Annotated in this window: 17 protein-coding genes; 8 read left to right on the top strand and 9 right to left on the bottom strand. The window is 62.1% G+C overall.

Going from position 1 to position 15,992, the window contains the following annotated elements; translation table 11 throughout:
* Positions 1 to 17 precede the first annotated feature (17 nt).
* Together LGT41_RS08985 and LGT41_RS08980 are read left to right on the top strand one after the other, a co-directional pair.
* A complete protein-coding gene (locus LGT41_RS08985) occupies positions 18 to 557 on the top strand; it encodes a hypothetical protein (RefSeq protein ID WP_274126540.1) in 540 nt (179 codons plus the stop codon).
* Positions 558 to 651: 94 nt separating this feature from the next.
* Positions 652 to 1,308: a J domain-containing protein gene (locus tag LGT41_RS08980; protein ID WP_274126539.1), complete on the top strand. Its 657-nt coding sequence runs from the start codon at positions 652 to 654 to the stop codon at positions 1,306 to 1,308.
* Positions 1,309 to 1,389: 81 nt separating this feature from the next.
* On the opposite strand, the gene LGT41_RS08975 is transcribed toward LGT41_RS08980, so the two are convergent.
* The 3 genes from LGT41_RS08975 to LGT41_RS08965 form a co-directional block, all read right to left on the bottom strand.
* Positions 1,390 to 1,956 carry a fasciclin domain-containing protein gene (locus LGT41_RS08975; protein WP_274126538.1) on the bottom strand — a complete coding sequence of 189 codons (567 nt, stop codon included), beginning with the start codon at positions 1,954 to 1,956 and terminating at the stop codon, positions 1,390 to 1,392.
* Between the two features lie 187 nt (positions 1,957 to 2,143).
* Positions 2,144 to 2,815: an anti-sigma factor gene (locus tag LGT41_RS08970; RefSeq protein ID WP_274126537.1), complete on the bottom strand. Its 672-nt coding sequence runs from the start codon at positions 2,813 to 2,815 to the stop codon at positions 2,144 to 2,146.
* The gene (locus LGT41_RS08965) at positions 2,812 to 3,351 is read right to left on the bottom strand and encodes a sigma-70 family RNA polymerase sigma factor (RefSeq protein ID WP_274126536.1); all 540 of its coding nucleotides are present in this window, start codon (positions 3,349 to 3,351) and stop codon (positions 2,812 to 2,814) included. The genes LGT41_RS08970 and LGT41_RS08965 overlap by 4 nt, the downstream gene beginning before the upstream one ends.
* Before the next feature lie 152 nt (positions 3,352 to 3,503).
* Between LGT41_RS08965 and cobS the strand changes: the two genes are divergently transcribed.
* Both cobS and cobT read left to right on the top strand, forming a co-directional pair.
* On the top strand, positions 3,504 to 4,475 hold the full coding sequence (cobS, locus tag LGT41_RS08960; protein WP_274126535.1) for a cobaltochelatase subunit CobS: 972 nt from the start codon (positions 3,504 to 3,506) through the stop codon (positions 4,473 to 4,475).
* A complete protein-coding gene (gene cobT / locus LGT41_RS08955) occupies positions 4,468 to 6,336 on the top strand; it encodes a cobaltochelatase subunit CobT (RefSeq protein WP_274126534.1) in 1,869 nt (622 codons plus the stop codon). Before cobS ends, cobT begins: the two co-directional genes overlap by 8 nt.
* Here the strand turns inward: cobT and LGT41_RS08950 are convergent.
* A complete protein-coding gene (locus LGT41_RS08950) occupies positions 6,320 to 6,748 on the bottom strand; it encodes a hypothetical protein (protein ID WP_274126533.1) in 429 nt (142 codons plus the stop codon). The genes cobT and LGT41_RS08950 overlap by 17 nt on opposite strands.
* A gap of 66 nt (positions 6,749 to 6,814) precedes the next feature.
* Here LGT41_RS08950 and LGT41_RS08945 point away from each other — a divergent pair, with 66 nt between their 5' ends.
* The 3 genes from LGT41_RS08945 to LGT41_RS08935 are packed head-to-tail and all read left to right on the top strand — an operon-like array spanning position 6,815 to position 9,474.
* Positions 6,815 to 8,659: an aminopeptidase P family protein gene (locus tag LGT41_RS08945; protein ID WP_337993005.1), complete on the top strand. Its 1,845-nt coding sequence runs from the start codon at positions 6,815 to 6,817 to the stop codon at positions 8,657 to 8,659.
* Between the two features lie 30 nt (positions 8,660 to 8,689).
* Positions 8,690 to 9,031 carry a DUF427 domain-containing protein gene (locus LGT41_RS08940; RefSeq protein ID WP_274126532.1) on the top strand — a complete coding sequence of 114 codons (342 nt, stop codon included), beginning with the start codon at positions 8,690 to 8,692 and terminating at the stop codon, positions 9,029 to 9,031.
* Between the two features lie 2 nt (positions 9,032 to 9,033).
* Positions 9,034 to 9,474 carry a VOC family protein gene (locus LGT41_RS08935; RefSeq protein WP_274126531.1) on the top strand — a complete coding sequence of 147 codons (441 nt, stop codon included), beginning with the start codon at positions 9,034 to 9,036 and terminating at the stop codon, positions 9,472 to 9,474.
* On the opposite strand, the gene LGT41_RS08930 is transcribed toward LGT41_RS08935, so the two are convergent.
* The gene (locus LGT41_RS08930; protein ID WP_274126530.1) at positions 9,471 to 10,442 is read right to left on the bottom strand and encodes a Gfo/Idh/MocA family protein; all 972 of its coding nucleotides are present in this window, start codon (positions 10,440 to 10,442) and stop codon (positions 9,471 to 9,473) included. The genes LGT41_RS08935 and LGT41_RS08930 overlap by 4 nt on opposite strands.
* Before the next feature lie 90 nt (positions 10,443 to 10,532).
* Positions 10,533 to 12,290 (bottom strand): chloride channel protein, encoded by a 1,758-nt coding sequence (locus LGT41_RS08925; RefSeq protein ID WP_274126529.1) that lies wholly within the window; start codon positions 12,288 to 12,290, stop codon positions 10,533 to 10,535.
* A 60-nt stretch (positions 12,291 to 12,350) separates the two neighbouring features.
* On the opposite strand from LGT41_RS08925, the gene LGT41_RS08920 reads away from it, so the two are divergent.
* Positions 12,351 to 13,724 carry an FAD-binding oxidoreductase gene (locus tag LGT41_RS08920; RefSeq protein WP_274126528.1) on the top strand — a complete coding sequence of 458 codons (1,374 nt, stop codon included), beginning with the start codon at positions 12,351 to 12,353 and terminating at the stop codon, positions 13,722 to 13,724.
* On the opposite strand, the gene LGT41_RS08915 is transcribed toward LGT41_RS08920, so the two are convergent.
* The 3 genes from LGT41_RS08915 to recN form a co-directional block, all read right to left on the bottom strand.
* Positions 13,721 to 13,942, bottom strand: a complete 222-nt coding sequence (locus LGT41_RS08915) for a hypothetical protein (RefSeq protein WP_274126527.1) — start codon at positions 13,940 to 13,942, stop codon at positions 13,721 to 13,723. The genes LGT41_RS08920 and LGT41_RS08915 overlap by 4 nt on opposite strands.
* Positions 13,943 to 13,950: 8 nt before the next feature.
* Positions 13,951 to 14,268: a TraR/DksA family transcriptional regulator gene (locus LGT41_RS08910; protein ID WP_274126526.1), complete on the bottom strand. Its 318-nt coding sequence runs from the start codon at positions 14,266 to 14,268 to the stop codon at positions 13,951 to 13,953.
* Positions 14,269 to 14,330: 62 nt separating this feature from the next.
* A complete protein-coding gene (gene recN, locus LGT41_RS08905) occupies positions 14,331 to 15,992 on the bottom strand; it encodes a DNA repair protein RecN (RefSeq protein WP_274126525.1) in 1,662 nt (553 codons plus the stop codon).

The following is a 15,992-nucleotide window of genomic DNA, read 5'->3' as shown; positions in this document are numbered from 1 at the left end:
GTTCAGGACTATTACCTATGTCGACTGCCAGCAACGCCCAAGGGCGCGGACTGATTTTTCCATTTAACCTGATATTTGCACTGCTGGCCGCAGCCGTTATTTGCGGTCTGGCCGCTGCCGCCTATCTGGCCGCCAGCCAATATGCGGTAGATGCTGGCTTTGAATATTTGCAGCTTGCGGTGATACTCTGGCTGCTTTTTGGCTTTGGTGCCGGGCGCCTGGTGGCCGGGGCAGCCCGCCGCCTTGGGTTGCGCAACCCGGTTCTGGTTCTGCTGCTCGCGCTGGCAAGTGCCTGGATGATGCTGGTTGCAAATTGGGGTCTGTGGAGCCTGAACCAGCCGGGCGCAGCCTTGGCCATTGGCGAGGAAATCCTTCGCTATGCCGGATTATCCCCGCAGGGCTGGGTTGAAACGATAAATGAATGGGCGCGCATTTCCGGGCGCCAATATGGCGGCAGCTTTGGCGAGATGTTCACCAGCGCGCAAATCTATTGGCTCGAAGGCGGCGTAATGGCCACGGTGGCGGGCCTGACCGTTCTCATCAAATCCCGGCGATAATAGGCAGAGTTTGGCAATTTGAAGCAATCCGCCCTTGGCCTTGGCGCCAAAATGGCTATGGTGTTGCGCTCTTGAGCCTTTGGGGAATCAACCTATGCGCCGTCGCACGCCACTCGAATTTGATATTTCCGTGTCTGCCGACAAGAAGAAACGGGCCCGTGCGCGCGGCATGTCGGGGGCTGTGGAAACCTCGTCGCGCAAATGCGACCAGGCGGGCTGCGAGAAGCCCGGCAAGTATCGTGCGCCCAAAAGCGTGGACAACCCCGACGAGTTCCACTGGTTCTGCCTTGATCATGTGCGCGCCTTCAACCAGAAATGGAACTTTTTTGACGCCGCCGCCGCCCCCAGCCCCGATGAGCAGGTGCAGGCCGATGGCGTGTGGGGCCGGGCGACCAAGCCGTTTTCAGGCTCAAGCGAAAAGCTGCGCAATGCCAACCCCGAGGGGCGCGCCTGGCACCGCTTTGGCTTTGATGACCCGCATGAACTGCTGGGCGACAAGGCCACGCTGAACCCCGCCAGCCCGACCGCACGTTCATCGCAACGCCGCCTGCCCCCGACCGAACGCAAGGCGCTGGATATTCTGGGCGCAAAGGATGACATGACCAAGGCCGAAATTCGCAAGGTTTACAAAGCCCTGGTCAAAGACCTTCACCCCGACACGAATTCCGGCAGCCGCGCGGATGAAGACCGCCTGACCGAAGTCGTCTGGGCCTGGGACCAAGTGAAGGCCAGCCGCAGCTTCAGGGATTAGGCACGAAAAAGGGCCGCATGGCGAACCATGCGACCCCGTTGCGCCGGCCGTGTGGGGGAAACCGGCGCGCCAACGTTGAAATTACATCGCTGGCAGCAGGACGCGGTCGATCACATGGATAACACCATTTGACTGTTTAACGTCTGCAATCGTCACATTTGCGACCCCGCCTGTTTCGTCTTCGATCATGATGTTGTCATCGGCGCCATAGCTGACTTTCAGCGTGCAGCCGCCAACGGTTTCCACGTTGTGGACGCCGCCATCATCATCAACCATGCCGCGAATGGCATCTGAAAGCGCATTGGTTGGAACAACATGGCAGGTCAGGATCTTGACAAGCGTATCTTTGTTTTCCGGCAACAACAGGCTTTCAACCGTGCCTTCGGGAAGCGCATCAAACGCCGCGTTGACCGGGGCAAACACGGTGAACGGGCCTTCGCCCTGCAAGGTTTCAACCAGACCGGCGGCGGCAACAGCGGCCACAAGCGTGGTGTGGTCGGCCGAGTTCATGGCGTTTTCTACAATGTTCATGGTTTCGAACATTTCAGCGCCACCCACCATCGGGTTGCCCATTGAATGGCTTTCGGCAAATGCGGTGCCTGCGGTCATCGACAGGGCGATAGCGGCGGTCATCATACGGATCTTCATTGTGTCTCTCCTTTGTTGGCAGTCCTACTCTCACGCGGACCTGAAGTAGATACGCAGGCAGCGGACAGATAGTTTCAAAGGTGGGAAATTTTTTTCTGATGACCTTTGGAAACAGGCCGGGTAACGCAGCTATACCGTTGTTTTTTAACAGTTTAATTTTTGCGAAAAAACGACGGGTAAAGCCGGATCAGTTCAGCGCAAGCGGCCCGACGGCCAGCACGGCGCCGGTTGCAACGCCCGTTGGCGAGCCACCCGAAGGCTCATCCGAAATGGCCAGAACCGCCTGGTTCAGATTGGCGCGGAAGGTTTCGGGAATGGTGATTTCGGTCACGGTATCGGGCAGCACACCCAGTGAAATTGGCGCGTCCACCTCGGGCACGATCAGCCAAAGCTCCTGGTCGCGACCTTCGGGCACAATGCCGGAAACACGCGTCACGGTCAGCGCGCCGGTTGCGGCGTTGACAGCGGCAGTCAGCACGATGCTGCGGGATTCATCGGCCATTTCGGCGGTGTAAACCGGCGCATCAGGGGCGAACAGGCCGGGTTGCAGCACAACCACGGCCAGGGCTGCGGCCACAAGCCCGCCCGCCAGCCACGGCCACCATAGGCGGCGGCGGGCTGGGGTTTCAAACAAGCGCGCCTCGACCTTGGCAAACAGATTGGCGGGCGGCACGGCAGGGGCGAATTCACCATCCAGCGGCGACAGGCGGTCGTGCCAGAAATCGACCATTGCGCGCAAGGCGGGTTCAGCCGCCAAACGCGCCTCGAACGCCGCCCGCTCTGCAGGCGCCATCAGATGCAGCGCGTATTCAGCGGCGCTGTCCTCGTCTGAAGGTTTATGCAGGTCGGTGTCGCTCATTTACTCAGGCACTCTTTCAGTTTTTGCAGGCTGCGGCGCAGCCAGGTTCGCATTGTATTCAGCGGCACATCGTGGCGTGTCGCCAGATCCTGGTAGCTGTCACCGTCCAGATAGACGCGGCGCACCGCATCGGAATGGACAGGGTCGAGCCCGTCGAGGCAGGCACCAAGCTGGGCGCCTTCATCGGCCGCAAGCGCGGCCTGTTCGGGGTTGGGGCCACTATCGGGCAGGGTTTCCAACACCTCGGTGCCATCGGCGGGCGCACGGCGCGCGCGCAAATGGTCTATCGCAAGGTTGCGGGCGATGGTGATCAGCCATGTCATGGGGGAATAGCCCCGCTGCGCATATTGATCCGCCCGCTGCCAGATCCGGACATAGGCTTCTTGCAAAGCATCCTCGGACTCGGCCCTATCCCCTAAGATACGAAGGCAAACGCCAAAAAGTTTCGCCGAAGTCGCCTGATAGAGCGCCAAAAACGCCGCACGGTCGCGCAAGGCAACCTGTCCGATAAGCTTTTCAACGTCATTCAACTGCACTTATTGGCTTTCATTGCGGGGCGTTGCTGCCAGACTATGGGACTTCCGCGCAATGGCAAGCGCAATTTGCTGGCTTACTCTTGAACCCGCTTTACGATTCATCCATACCTCGAACAAGCATTTGCAAGCATATTTCGCCGATAGAGGACCGTATGGAACAACGCATCAAGCCCACCGAAGATATTGACGTTCGCGAAGTATTCGGAATTGATTCCGATATGTCGGTGAAGGGCTTTGAAGAGCGGAGCGACCGTGTGCCCGATATCGACAGCACCTACAAGTTCGACCCGGACACCACGCTGGCTATACTGGCAGGCTTTCGCAACAACCGGCGCGTGATGATCCAGGGCTATCACGGCACGGGCAAATCGACGCATATCGAACAGGTTGCCGCGCGGCTGAACTGGCCCTGCGTGCGCGTGAACCTTGACAGCCATGTCAGCCGGATCGACCTGATCGGCAAGGACGCGATCAAGCTGAAAGACGGCAAGCAAGTCACCGAGTTTCAGGAAGGCATTCTGCCCTGGGCGCTGCGCAACAACTGCGCGATTGTGTTTGATGAATATGATGCAGGCCGCCCCGATGTGATGTTCGTCATCCAGCGCGTGCTGGAAACCGATGGCAAGCTGACCCTGCTTGACCAGAACAAGGTGATTACCCCGCACCCGTATTTCCGCATTTTCGCCACCTCCAACACGGTGGGTTTGGGCGATACGACCGGGCTTTACCACGGCACGCAGCAGATCAACCAGGGCCAGATGGACCGTTGGTCGCTTGTCGCCACGCTGAACTATCTCAGCCATGATGCCGAGGCGGCGATCGTGCTGTCCAAATCCCCGCATTACAATTCCGAAAAAGGCCGCAAAACCATTGGCCGCATGGTTACCGTGGCGGATTTGTCGCGCGCCGCGTTCAAAAACGGCGATATTTCGACGGTGATGTCACCCCGCACTGTCATCACTTGGGCCCAGAATGCCGAGATTTTCGGCTCCGTCGGCTTCGCCTTCCGCCTGACCTTCCTGAACAAATGCGACGAGCTGGAGCGCCAGACGGTCGCCGAATTCTACCAACGCTGCTTTGACGAGGAACTGCCCGAAAGCGCTGTGAGCATGAGCCTTGGCTAAACCATCCGACAACCCCTCTGATCCGTTCAAAAAGGCGCTGGTGGAAGCCACGCGCGCGATTGCGGGTGATGGCGAGCTGAACGTGACATTCTCGCTCGACCCGGCGGGGTTGACGGGCGATGGCGGGCTGCGCTTGCCGCAGGTTTCCCGCCGCATGGCTGCCGATGAGGTGATTGCCGCGCGCGGCACCGCCGATGCGCTGGCGCTGAAGCTGCGCTTTCACGATGCGGGCGTGCATCGGCGTTACCGTCCGCAGGGCGAGGTGGCGGCGGCCTTGTATGAGGCGATGGAAACCGCGCGCTGCGAGGCGATGGGGGCGGAAACCATGCCCGGCACGCAGCGCAACATAGATGCGCGCATCGGGGCCGAGGCAAAGCGCATGGGCTATGCGCAACTGCGCGACGCCGCCGATGCACCGCTGGCCACGGCGGCGGGCTATTACTTGCGCCAGATGGCCACGGGCCGCGCCCTGCCCGAAGGGGCCGATAATGTGCTGAACCTCTGGCAGGGGTTCCTTGACAGCAATGCCGGCGACACGTTGCGCAATGCCTCGGACATGATGGATGACCAGGCCAGCTTTGCGCGGCTGGCGCGGCAGGTCATCTCCGACCTTGGCTATGGCGACCAGTTGGGCGATGACCCCGACGAGATGGATGACGAGTCCGAGGAGAACGCGGAATCCGAGGGCGAGGATAGCGAACCGCAAGACGATGGCGGCGAGGATGAGAGCGAGGGCGATCCTTCCGACGAGGAGAGCCAGGAAAGCAGCGAGGACGAGCAGCAGCAGCAGGCCCAGGCCGCCTTGCAGGATGATGCCGATGCCGAGCCGATGGACGATGCCGAAATGCAGGACGGCGCCCCGCCCGATGAAACCGCGCCACCGCCCCCCATTTCGGAGGCTGATGTCAACTACAAGGTTTACCAGACCGCGTTCGACGAGGAAATTCTTGCCGAAGACCTTGCCGACCCTGCCGAGCTGGAGCGTTTGCGCAGCTATCTGGACCAGCAGCTAGAGCCGCTGAAAGGCGCGGTCAGCCGCCTTGCCAACAAGCTGCAACGCCGCCTGCAGGCCCAACAAAACCGCGCCTGGGAGTTTGACTTGGAAGAAGGCACGCTCGATGCCGCCCGCCTTGCGCGCGTGGTGGCCAACCCGACGACGCCGCTTTCCTTCAAGCAGGAACAGGATACCGAGTTTCGCGACACGGTGGTGACGCTGCTGCTCGACAATTCCGGCTCGATGCGCGGGCGCCCCATTTCCATTGCCGCGATCTGCGCCGATGTTCTGGCCCGCACGCTGGAACGCTGCCAGGTGAAATGCGAGATTCTGGGGTTCACAACCCGCGCCTGGAAGGGCGGGCAAAGCCGCGAGGCATGGCTGGCGGCCAACCGCCCCGCTTTGCCCGGCCGGCTGAATGACTTGCGCCATATCGTCTATAAATCGGCCGATGCGCCGTGGCGGCGGGCGCGGCCGAATTTGGGCCTGATGATGAAAGAAGGCCTGCTCAAGGAAAACATAGACGGCGAGGCGCTGGAATGGGCGCATCGGCGCATTACGTCCCGCCGCGAGGCGCGCAAGATTCTGATGGTGATTTCCGATGGTGCGCCGGTCGATGACAGCACGCTCAGCGTGAACCCGGCCAACTATCTGGAAAAACATCTGCGCGATGTCATTGAAATGGTCGAGAGGCGGCGCGCGGTCGAGCTTTTGGCCATTGGCATTGGCCATGATGTGACCCGCTATTACAAGCGCGCCGTGACCATAACCGATGTCGAACAGCTGGCCGGTGCCATGACCGAACAGCTTGCCAGCCTGTTTGAGACCGACAGCCGCAAACGCGCGCGCATCAGCGCATTCGCCTGACCGGCCCGCTGCGGCTGGCCTGCACTGTATCATGCTTGTTATCATGAAGCGCGGCAGCGTTGCGCCGGGCACGGGTAGAGTTTTTGGCCACCTTCACCTTGCCCGGCCTTGGCGTGGCAACCCGGTTCCGCCGGAACAATCCACCCAGAACCCATAGCACAACGGCAATAACGGCCAGGGTCGGGGCGGCGGGCATCATCAGAAATTGAAACACATAATCCATCGCGCTCCACAGGCCCATCTGCTCCATTGCGGCCTGCATTCCGAACAGGCTGTCAGGATCCAGCCGGAACCAGTGGTCGCCGATTGACAGGAATTCGAAATCGGTGCGCTTGTCGAAGGCGAAAAACGCGTCCATGCCGCCCGCCGCCAGTGCCGCGATGAAAATAATGAATGCCAGCAGCCTTGCCATTCGCGGCCCTTTCGTATTGCATCTGCCGCAATGCTAGCCATGTTTGTTTCGCTGCGCAAACGGCATATGCCACGTGATACCAGAAAGCCGGATACCATGTTCCAGACCTTTGAAGCCTCGACATCGCCACATACGGGGGCCGAACGGCTGAAACATCTGCGCAACGAACTTGCGCGCCGTGGCCTTGACGGGTTTCTGGTGCCGCGCGCCGATGCCCATCAGGGCGAGAACGTCGCCCCCGCCGATGAGCGTTTGGCCTGGCTCACGGGGTTTACAGGCTCGGCCGGGTTGGGGCTGGTGCTGGCCGACAAGGCCGGGGTGGAGGTTGATGGCCGCTATCGCCTTCAGGCCATAGCACAATGCGATACAACCGTCTTTACCCCGGTGCATGTGCCCCCCGCCACCAGTGGCCGTTGGCTGGCCGAACATGCGCCGGAAGGTGCAATGATCGGCTATGATCCGATGTTGCACACTGCCGACCAGATCAAGGCACTGGACGAGGTTTTGGCCGCAAAAGGCGCAAAGCTGGTGAAATGCCAGAGCGCGAGCGGCGCGCCGGATAACCCGATTGATGCGATCTGGGCCGACCAGCCCACCCGCCCTGCCGCGCCCATCGTGCCGCATCCGCTGGAGTTTGCGGGGGTTGCCAGCGCCGATAAACGCGCCGCGCTGGCTGAAAGTCTGCGCAAGGCAGGCCTGGCGGCCTGTGTGCTTAGCCTGCCGGATTCGATTGCCTGGCTGCTGAATATCCGCGGGGCCGATATTGCGCGCACACCGGTCATGCTTGCCTTTGCCATAGCCTATGACGATGAAAGCGTTGATCTTTTCGTAGAGCCTGCGCGCATTACCCCCGCGCTTGCCGCGCATTTCGGCCCGGCGGTCCGGCCCATTGCCCCCGCCGATCTTGGCGCGGTTCTGCGCGCGCTTGAAGCGCCTGTCGGGGTGGATATGGCCAGCGCGCCGGTCTGGATTTCTGACCAGCTTGAACACCCCCGCCCGCTGACCGACCCGTGCCGCCTGCCCAAAGCGCGCAAGAACACCGCCGAACTGGCCGGACTGCGCGCCGCGCATCTGCGCGACGGGGCGGCAATGGCCGAATTCCTGTTCTGGCTCGAGTCAACGGCAACCAAGGGCGATTTGACCGAAATTGACGTTGTCACAAAACTTGAGGCAATCCGCGCTACATCCAACCAGATGACCGATATTTCCTTTGAAACCATCTGCGGGGCCGGGCCGAACGGGGCGATCATCCATTATCGCGTAACCGAGGATACCAACCGTGCCGTAACCCCCGGCGAGCTGCTTTTGGTCGATAGCGGCGCGCAATATCTGGATGGCACCACCGATATTACACGCACCGTGGCCATCGGCACCGCCCCGCCCGAGGCTGTTGCCCCCTTCACGCGCGTGCTGGCCGGCATGATCGACATGTCACGCATCCGCTTTCCCGAAGGGATTGCCGGGGCGCATCTTGATGTGCTGGCGCGGGCGGCGCTTTGGGTCGCCGGGCAGGATTATGACCACGGCACCGGGCATGGGGTGGGTGCCTATCTGGGTGTGCATGAAGGCCCGCACGGGCTGGCCCGCCGCGCCACAACACCCATTGAAGCCGGTGTCGTGCTGTCCAACGAGCCGGGCTATTACCGCGAAGGGGCGTTTGGCATCCGGCTCGAAAACCTGATGGCCACCCTGCCCGCCGAGGCGATTGAGGGGGGCGACAGGCCCATGCACGGCTTTGAAACCCTGACGCTTGCGCCCATTGATCGGCGACTGATTGACGCGGCCCTGCTGAATTCTGCCCAGCTTGACTGGCTGAACGGCTATCATGCCCGCGTATTGGCCGAAATCGGCCCGCTGGTCAGCACCGCTTGCCAAAACTGGCTGCGCGATGCCTGCGCGCCGATTTCGTGATATACCCAAACATCCAAGCCAGGAGGCCTTATGACAGACGCTTTACGGATTGAACCCGCACCGGGCCATTATGTGCTGCGCGGTGGTGGCGCGGTAATCGGTGAAACCGACAATGCCGTCTGGCTTTATGATGACGGGCCCGAACCACGGCTGTATCTGCCCCGCGCCGATATTGCGATGGAGTTTCTGGACCCGTCGGAAACGGTTACGCAATGCCATCTGAAAGGCACGGCCAGCTATTTTTCGATTGTCAGCAAAAGCATGGTCATCAAGGACGTGGCCTGGAGCTATGAATCCCCGCTGCCCGGCGCCGAAGCCATTGCCGGAATGCTGTCATTCTATGATGACAAGGTCACGGTCGAGCGGATATGAGCATGACCCCGCAGCGCGTAACCCTGATCACGCTGGGGGTCGATGACCTGCCCCGCGCCAAGGCGTTTTACAACGCGCTTGGCTGGGTCGAGGCGCGCGCACTTGAATCTGTTGTGTTTTTCCAGATGCAGGGCGCGGTTCTGGGGCTGTTTGGCCGCGCGGCCCTGGCTGAAGACCAGGGTCGCAAGGGCGCAGCACTTGGCACGGGCGCAATGAGCCTTGCGCAGAATTTCAGCACCAGGGCAGAGGTCGATACCGCCTTTGCAACTGCACTGGCGGCTGGCGCGCGCGCGCTCAAAGCCCCGGAGGAGGTGTTCTGGGGCGGCTATTCCGGCTATTACGCCGACCCCGATGGCCATGTCTGGGAACTGGCGATGAACCCGTTCTGGCCGCTCAACGCCGATGGCACACTGACCCTGCCAGACGACCCGGAACAGATCTAGCCAGCCGCCGCCGCGAACACCATTTCAAGCATGGCCTGCGTGCCGCGCGCCTGTTCCAGCGGCCAGGCATAAGCCGTGCCATTGCGCGCGGCATCGCAAAAGGCCTGCACCTGCAGCACATATTGGTTGACTGCCGGAAAACGTTCCACAACGCGGCGGTTGTCGGGCAAGGACAGTTCGATCTGTGCAAGGTCAAACACCCCCGCATTGAACGGTGTTTGCAAGCTCATCACGCCCTTTGTGCCGTGAAACACCATCGCCTGCCGGTTGGCCATGCGCATCGACACCATTGCGCTGAAGCTTGCGCCACCAAATTCGGCACTGACATGCGCGGTGGTATCGACACCGTTCTCGATATGCAGCATCGCATGGGCAATGGACTCTGGCTCCGCCCCCAGCATCCAGCGCGCCGCGCCAAACGGATAGACACCGATGTCGCGCAGCGCCCCGCCGCCGGTTTCCGGGCGGTTGCGGATATTGGCGGCATCGGCGTTGAAATAGCTGAACACCCCGTCGACATGCCGGATTTCACCAATCATGCCCTCACCCAGCAGCGCCCGCGCGCGCTGCCATTGCGGATGGTGGACGATCATATAGGCCTCGGCCAGTTGCAGCCCGCTGGTATCGCGCGCGGCGATGAGCTGGTCAATTTCCGTGGCCCGCAGCGCGATCGGCTTTTCGCACAGCACATGCTTGCCCGCCGCATTGGCCTTGAGCGCCCATTCGACATGCAGGTGGTTGGGCAGCGGGATGTAAACGGCGTCAATCTCAGGGTCGGCGAGCAGGGCTTCATAACTGTCATGCACGCGCAAATCGGGGCAGAAGCCGGTGAATTTCGCAATATTGGCGGGGTTCTGGCTGGCAAGGGCGGCAAGGCGTGCGCCCTGTGCGGCATGAATGGCCGGTGCCATTGCGCTTGCGGCAAAATGCGATGCGCCCAACACGCCGAAATTGAGTGGTTTATCCATGATGAATGCCTCTGAATGCTCGTCGGGGCACTATGGGTGCAGGGCGGCGCGGGCGCAAGGCTTCAGGCAAACTGCCCTTGTCGCGCCGCGTCAGGAATGTTCTTCGCGCGCCGTTTCAGCCAAGGCGCGGGCATAGGCTTTCAACGCATCGACATGGTAAACCGCACCCAGAATTTCCGGCCCGCTCCCATCGGCGGCTTGCCGCACAACGGGTAAGAGGCCGACCTTGTCGAGCAATGGCAGCGCCTTTTCAAGCGTGTCATTGGGGGCCACGAACACGCCTTGCGCCACCAGATCGCTCAACTGGCTTTCAGACGGGCCGTTATCGGCCCCCAGCGCGCGCATCAGGCGGCCCGCCGAAATTGTGGCGGGCAGATAGTCTTGCGGCCCGCCTGCCAGATGCACGCCACTGCGCTCGAGCTGCGTCAGAAAGAAGGAGCGATGCACCAGACGGCTGGCAAGGGCCGAGGCAAGCGAGACGGTCACCATCACCGCAATCCCGGCCTGCCAATCGCCCGTCAGTTCAAACACGATCAATGTGGTGGAAATTGGCGCCCCAAGCACGGCCGCCGCCACCGCCCCCATGCCCGCCAGCGCGTAAAGCGTTTCGGTGCCTGAAACGCCGGGGAAGATTGTGGTTGCCACCGCCCCGAAGGCCAGCCCGGTCAGCGCCCCCATCATCAGCGAGGGCGAGAATATCCCGCCCCCCATGCGCCCGGCAAAGGTAATGGCCACGGCAATGCATTTCGTTATGGCGAAAACTATCGCCTCCCAAAGCAACAGGTTGCCGGTCAGCGCGGCTTCGGTGGTTTCATAGCCCACACCAATGATATGCGGATAGGAAATGGCAATTCCGCCAAGCAGGGCCCCCGCCACAGCCGGGCGCAGCCATTTCGGCATACGGGTAATGCGCGCCACATAGTCGCCCGCATCTTCGGCAATGAAGATCGCGCGCATCATCGCATATGCCACAAAGCCGCAAAGCAGGCCAAGAATGGTAAAGGCGGGCAGCTCTTCGTAGAAACCCAGCATGTTCACCGGCAAAATGAACTCGGTCACATTGCCCATTTGCAACCGGCTGACCACCGTGCCGGCAACCGAGGCTATGACTATGGGCGCAAAGGCGTGAACGGCGAAATGGCGCAGCACAACCTCTAGCGCGAACAGCGCACCGGCAATGGGGGCGTTGAAGCTGGCGGAAACAGCCGCCGCCACGGCGCAGCCCATCAGGTCGCGCGCGGTAATGCCATCGGCATGGATGACATTGGACACCCAGCTTGAAATGACCGCCCCCAGATGCACGACCGGCCCTTCGCGCCCGCTGGAGCCGCCGGTTGAAAGCGTGATGAGCGAGGCGAGGGTCGAGGCGAGCCCCACCCGTTTTTGAACCCGCCCGTCGCGCAAAGCCGCACCCTCGATCACCGAGGCCAGGTTCTGGGCACGGCCATCGGGGGTGAATCTGTGCAGGATCAGCCCCACCGCCAGCCCGCCCAGAATGGGAATGGCAACCACCCAGCCCCAATGAAGCTCGGCCAGATGGCTGGCAAGGGTGAAGTCATCGACGCCGTAAAACAGCTCTTGCAGGGCCAGAATGGAGACACGAAAGCCGATGGCCGCCAGCCCGGCGACAATGCCGATCACCAGCGCGATCAGCCAGAACTGCACCTGCCCCGGCCCTTTCAGGCGAATGGTGGTCAGCCCGGCGCGCAGCTCGGCCCCGATGGCCCGCCGCCAGCGCGCCAAAACCGCGCCGGTTTGCACCGCACCCGCCCCCAGCCCGGCCCGCAGCCGCGCCAACCGCCCTTTCGGGGCGGGCGCATCGGTCTGGTCTTTTTCGGCCTCAGCCATCCACACCCTTTTACTTGCGTAATTTGCGCGCTACCGTGCCGGCGCATCGGAGACGCATGAATGAGCATTGATACAGCGATTGAAGCCCTGCGCAACCTGTTGGGCACCCGGCTTTCCACCAATTCCGCCATAATGGACCAGCATGGCCAGAACGAGGCCTATTTCCCCGTGACCCCGCCCGATGCGGTGGCCTTCCCCACCAGCACGGCCGAGGTGTCGCAGATTGTGAAAATTTGTGCCACGCATGATTGCCCTGTGGTTGCCTATGGCACCGGCACCGCGCTTGAAGGCCACCAGCTTGCCGCGCGCGGTGGCGTGGTGGTCGATCTGATGCGCATGGACAAGGTGCTGGCCGTTCATGCCGAAGACCTCGACTGCACCGTGCAACCCGGTGTCACGCGCGAGGCATTGAACACCGAGTTGCGCGCCACCGGCCTGTTCTTTCCCATCGACCCCGGCGCGAATGCCAGCCTTGGCGGTATGGCGGCCACCCGCGCCAGCGGCACAGCCGCCGTGCGCTATGGCACGATGCGCGACTCTGTGCTGGCGCTGGAGGTGGTCATGGCCGATGGCCAGATCATCCGCACCGGCACGCGGGCGCGCAAATCATCCAGCGGCTATGACCTGACGCATCTGTTCGTCGGCTCGGAAGGCACGCTTGGCATCATCACCGAACTCACGCTGAAATTACAGGCCATACCCGAGGCGACCAGCGCCGCCACCTGCCGCTTTGCCAGTTTTGAAGATGCGGTGAATACCGTGATCACGACCATCCAATCCAACATTCCGATGGCGCGGATTGAATTTGTAGACGAGATGATGGCGCGCGGCTTCAACCTTCATGCGGGGGTAAACCTGCCCGAAATGCCGCATTTGTTTGTGGAATTCAACGGCTCGAAAGCCAACGTGCAGGAACAGGCGGCTGCTTTCGGTGAGATCGCCAACACGTTTGGGGCCGAAGGCTTTGAATGGGCGCATCTGGCCGAAGACCGCAGCCGGCTATGGAAAATGCGCCACAATGCCTATTACGCGCAAAAGGCACACCGCCCCGGCGCGCGGGTAAAAAACACCGATATCTGCGTGCCGATTTCCATGCTGGCCGAGGCTGTGGCCAAAGCCCGCGCCGATGCGACCGCGCTTGGCCTGACCGTTTCAATGGTCGGGCATGTGGGCGATGGCAATTTTCACTGCGGCATTTCGGTTGACCATGACAACCCCGACGAGATGGCCCGCGCCCAGGAATTTTCCAACCGTTTGAACGGTCTGGCTCTGTCGCTTGGCGGCACGATCAGCGGCGAACACGGAATTGGCATGGGCAAGACTGCCTATATGGAGGCCGAGCATGGCCCCGCGCTGGATGTGATGCGCAAGATCAAGGCAAGCTTGGACCCGCAAAACATCATGAACCCCGGCAAGCTGCTGCCGGGCAACTAGCTTTCGGTTGGGGGTTTGGGGCGCGCGGGGCGGCGCGCCATTGTGGCCGCAAGCGATTTTTCGAGCGCCGCCAGATCATCTGGCACCGGCATTCCCATGCCGCGCAGCCCGGCCAGCTCTTCTTGCAAACGCTCCAGCAATTCATGGCCGTCATGCGGGGTGCTGGTGGCCTCGTCCATGAACATGGCAATGCGGGCCTTGAGCGATTCAAATGACATAAACTCTCCTATGGGGCGCAGTTTTTACAAAATGGCGTATGCGGGACAAGGTCAAGCCGGGCTTCGGCTATGTCTTCGCCGCAGATGGTGCAAATGCCGTAATCCCCGCTTTCAATGCGCGCAAGGGCGGCGTTGATCATGCGGATTTCAGCCTGACTGGCCGCGCCGATCCCTTCCAGAACCTCGTCATCCTCACGCTCGACCGCGCGTTCCTCGGAATCGGCGCTGGGGGTTTCATCCAGCGCGTCCTCTATCTCGACAAGCTTCCAGTTCAGCTCTTTGAGGCGGTTTTCAAGTGCTGCGCGGCGGTCACTATGCGGGTTCATCGGCAAACTCCATTCTGTTTGCTTATATCACACCCTTCATGTGTTGGCTGCGTTGATATAAATCAAGATGCTGTGCGCGAAGCGAGCAGCGATTGTGCGGCGGCGCGCGCGGCGTCGGTAATGCTGTCACCCGCCAGCATACGGGCAATCTCGTCTACCCGTTCCGGCGCATCAAGCGGGCGCACGCGGGTTTCGGTTTGCCCCTTCTGCACGGCCTTTTCCACGCGCCAATGATGCGCGCCCTGCGCGGCCACCTGCGGTGAATGCGTCACCACCAGCACCTGGCTTCTTGCGGCAACGGCGGCCAGCCGGCGGCCCACCGCATCGGCGGTCGCGCCGCCCACGCCGCGGTCGATCTCGTCAAAGATCATCGTCAAGCCAGAGCTGCGCGCCGACAGGCAGACCTTAAGCGCCAGCAAGAACCGCGAAAGCTCGCCGCCCGAGGCGATACGGTCAATCGGCCCGGCCGGGGCGCCGGGATTGGTGGCCACCACGAAGCTGACGGAATCGACCCCGTCCGGCCCCGCCGTGGCTTCACCGATCGCGGTGGAAAACCGCGCCTGTTCCAGCTTCAGCGAGGCAAGCTCGGCAGCCATTGCGGCATCGAGCTTCTTGGCGGCCTTCTGGCGCGCGGCCGTCAGCGCCCCGGCCTGCGTTTGAAATGCCTCTTCGGCCCTGATGGCGTCGGCCTTCAGCCTTGCCAAGTTTTCCGCGCCACTGGTGATGGCCCCAAGCCGCGCGCGCAATTCATCGGCCAGCCCGGCCAGGTCATTCGGGGCCACCTGATGTTTGCGCGCGAGGGCACGCAAGGCAAACAGCCGCTCTTCGACCAGGTCGAGATCATCCGGGTCGGCCAGCAGGCGGTCGAGCGCGCGCTCAACCTCGGACTGTGCCTCGCCAAGCTCGTTGAGCGCGCGGCCAAGCGCGTCGATCGCGCCATCGAGCAGGCCTTCGGCTTTGGGGGCGACATCTTCCAGCCAGCGCAAGGCATCGCCCATCGCGCCTTCGGCCCCTTCATGCGACATGGCATTGGCGGCCTTGGCCACGTCTTCACGAATGCGCTGCGCGGCCTGCATCAGGCGGCGGCGGGTGTCCAGCGCCTCATCCTCGCCGGTTTCGGGGGCAAACTGGTCAAGCTCGGCCACGGCATGGGTCAGAAAGTCTTTGTCGCGCGCGGCGGCGTCCTGCGCGGCCAGCGCCTTGGCAATGGCGCTGCGAAGGCTGGCAAGCTGGCGCCAGGCGGCGCGGGTCGCCTCAAGCTGCGCATCGTTCTGCGCGAAACTGTCGAGCAGGCCCATATGGCCGCGCGCATCAAGCAGGCCACGGTCATCATGCTGGCCGTGGAGTTCGACCAGAACATCGGACAGGCTGCGCAAAACCTCGCCACTTACGGGCCGGTCGTTGACCCAGGCCCGCTTGCGGCCATCGCGCCCGGCGACGCGGCGCAGCAACAGCATATCGCCCCCCGGCAGGCCCGCCTCATCCAGAATGGCCTGCGCGGGGTGGTCGGCACTTAGGGCGAATTCGGCCGTTACCTCGCCCTGCTCGGCCCCCTGGCGCACGACATCGGCGCGGCCACGCCAGCCCAACACAAAGCCAAGCGAGTCGAGCAGAATGGATTTGCCTGCCCCGGTTTCACCCGTCAGCACGTTGAGACCGGGCTGAAATGCAAGTTCAACCCGGTCAATCAACAACACATCACGGATGACGAGCTGAAGCAGCAT

This window comes from Abyssibius alkaniclasticus (assembly GCF_020447305.1).
Lineage (GTDB): Bacteria > Pseudomonadota > Alphaproteobacteria > Rhodobacterales > Rhodobacteraceae > Abyssibius > Abyssibius alkaniclasticus.
This window is presented reverse-complemented; position numbering and strand designations above follow the sequence as displayed.

Excerpts from the sequence above, each read along its gene's own strand:
- LGT41_RS08985 (WP_274126540.1), top strand. The coding sequence starts at position 18 with ATGTCGACTGCCAGCAACGCCCAAGGGCGCGGACTGATTTTTCCATTT.
- LGT41_RS08980 (WP_274126539.1), top strand. The coding sequence starts at position 652 with ATGCGCCGTCGCACGCCACTCGAATTTGATATTTCCGTGTCTGCCGAC.
- LGT41_RS08975 (WP_274126538.1), bottom strand. The coding sequence starts at position 1,956 with ATGAAGATCCGTATGATGACCGCCGCTATCGCCCTGTCGATGACCGCA.
- LGT41_RS08970 (WP_274126537.1), bottom strand. The coding sequence starts at position 2,815 with ATGAGCGACACCGACCTGCATAAACCTTCAGACGAGGACAGCGCCGCT.
- cobS (WP_274126535.1), top strand. The coding sequence starts at position 3,504 with ATGGAACAACGCATCAAGCCCACCGAAGATATTGACGTTCGCGAAGTA.
- LGT41_RS08950 (WP_274126533.1), bottom strand. The coding sequence starts at position 6,748 with ATGGCAAGGCTGCTGGCATTCATTATTTTCATCGCGGCACTGGCGGCG.
- LGT41_RS08945 (WP_337993005.1), top strand. The coding sequence starts at position 6,815 with ATGCCACGTGATACCAGAAAGCCGGATACCATGTTCCAGACCTTTGAA.
- LGT41_RS08940 (WP_274126532.1), top strand. The coding sequence starts at position 8,690 with ATGACAGACGCTTTACGGATTGAACCCGCACCGGGCCATTATGTGCTG.
- LGT41_RS08935 (WP_274126531.1), top strand. The coding sequence starts at position 9,034 with ATGACCCCGCAGCGCGTAACCCTGATCACGCTGGGGGTCGATGACCTG.
- LGT41_RS08930 (WP_274126530.1), bottom strand. The coding sequence starts at position 10,442 with ATGGATAAACCACTCAATTTCGGCGTGTTGGGCGCATCGCATTTTGCC.
- LGT41_RS08925 (WP_274126529.1), bottom strand. The coding sequence starts at position 12,290 with ATGGCTGAGGCCGAAAAAGACCAGACCGATGCGCCCGCCCCGAAAGGG.
- LGT41_RS08920 (WP_274126528.1), top strand. The coding sequence starts at position 12,351 with ATGAGCATTGATACAGCGATTGAAGCCCTGCGCAACCTGTTGGGCACC.
- LGT41_RS08915 (WP_274126527.1), bottom strand. The coding sequence starts at position 13,942 with ATGTCATTTGAATCGCTCAAGGCCCGCATTGCCATGTTCATGGACGAG.
- LGT41_RS08910 (WP_274126526.1), bottom strand. The coding sequence starts at position 14,268 with ATGAACCCGCATAGTGACCGCCGCGCAGCACTTGAAAACCGCCTCAAA.
- recN (WP_274126525.1), bottom strand. The coding sequence starts at position 15,992 with ATGCTGCTTCAGCTCGTCATCCGTGATGTGTTGTTGATTGACCGGGTT.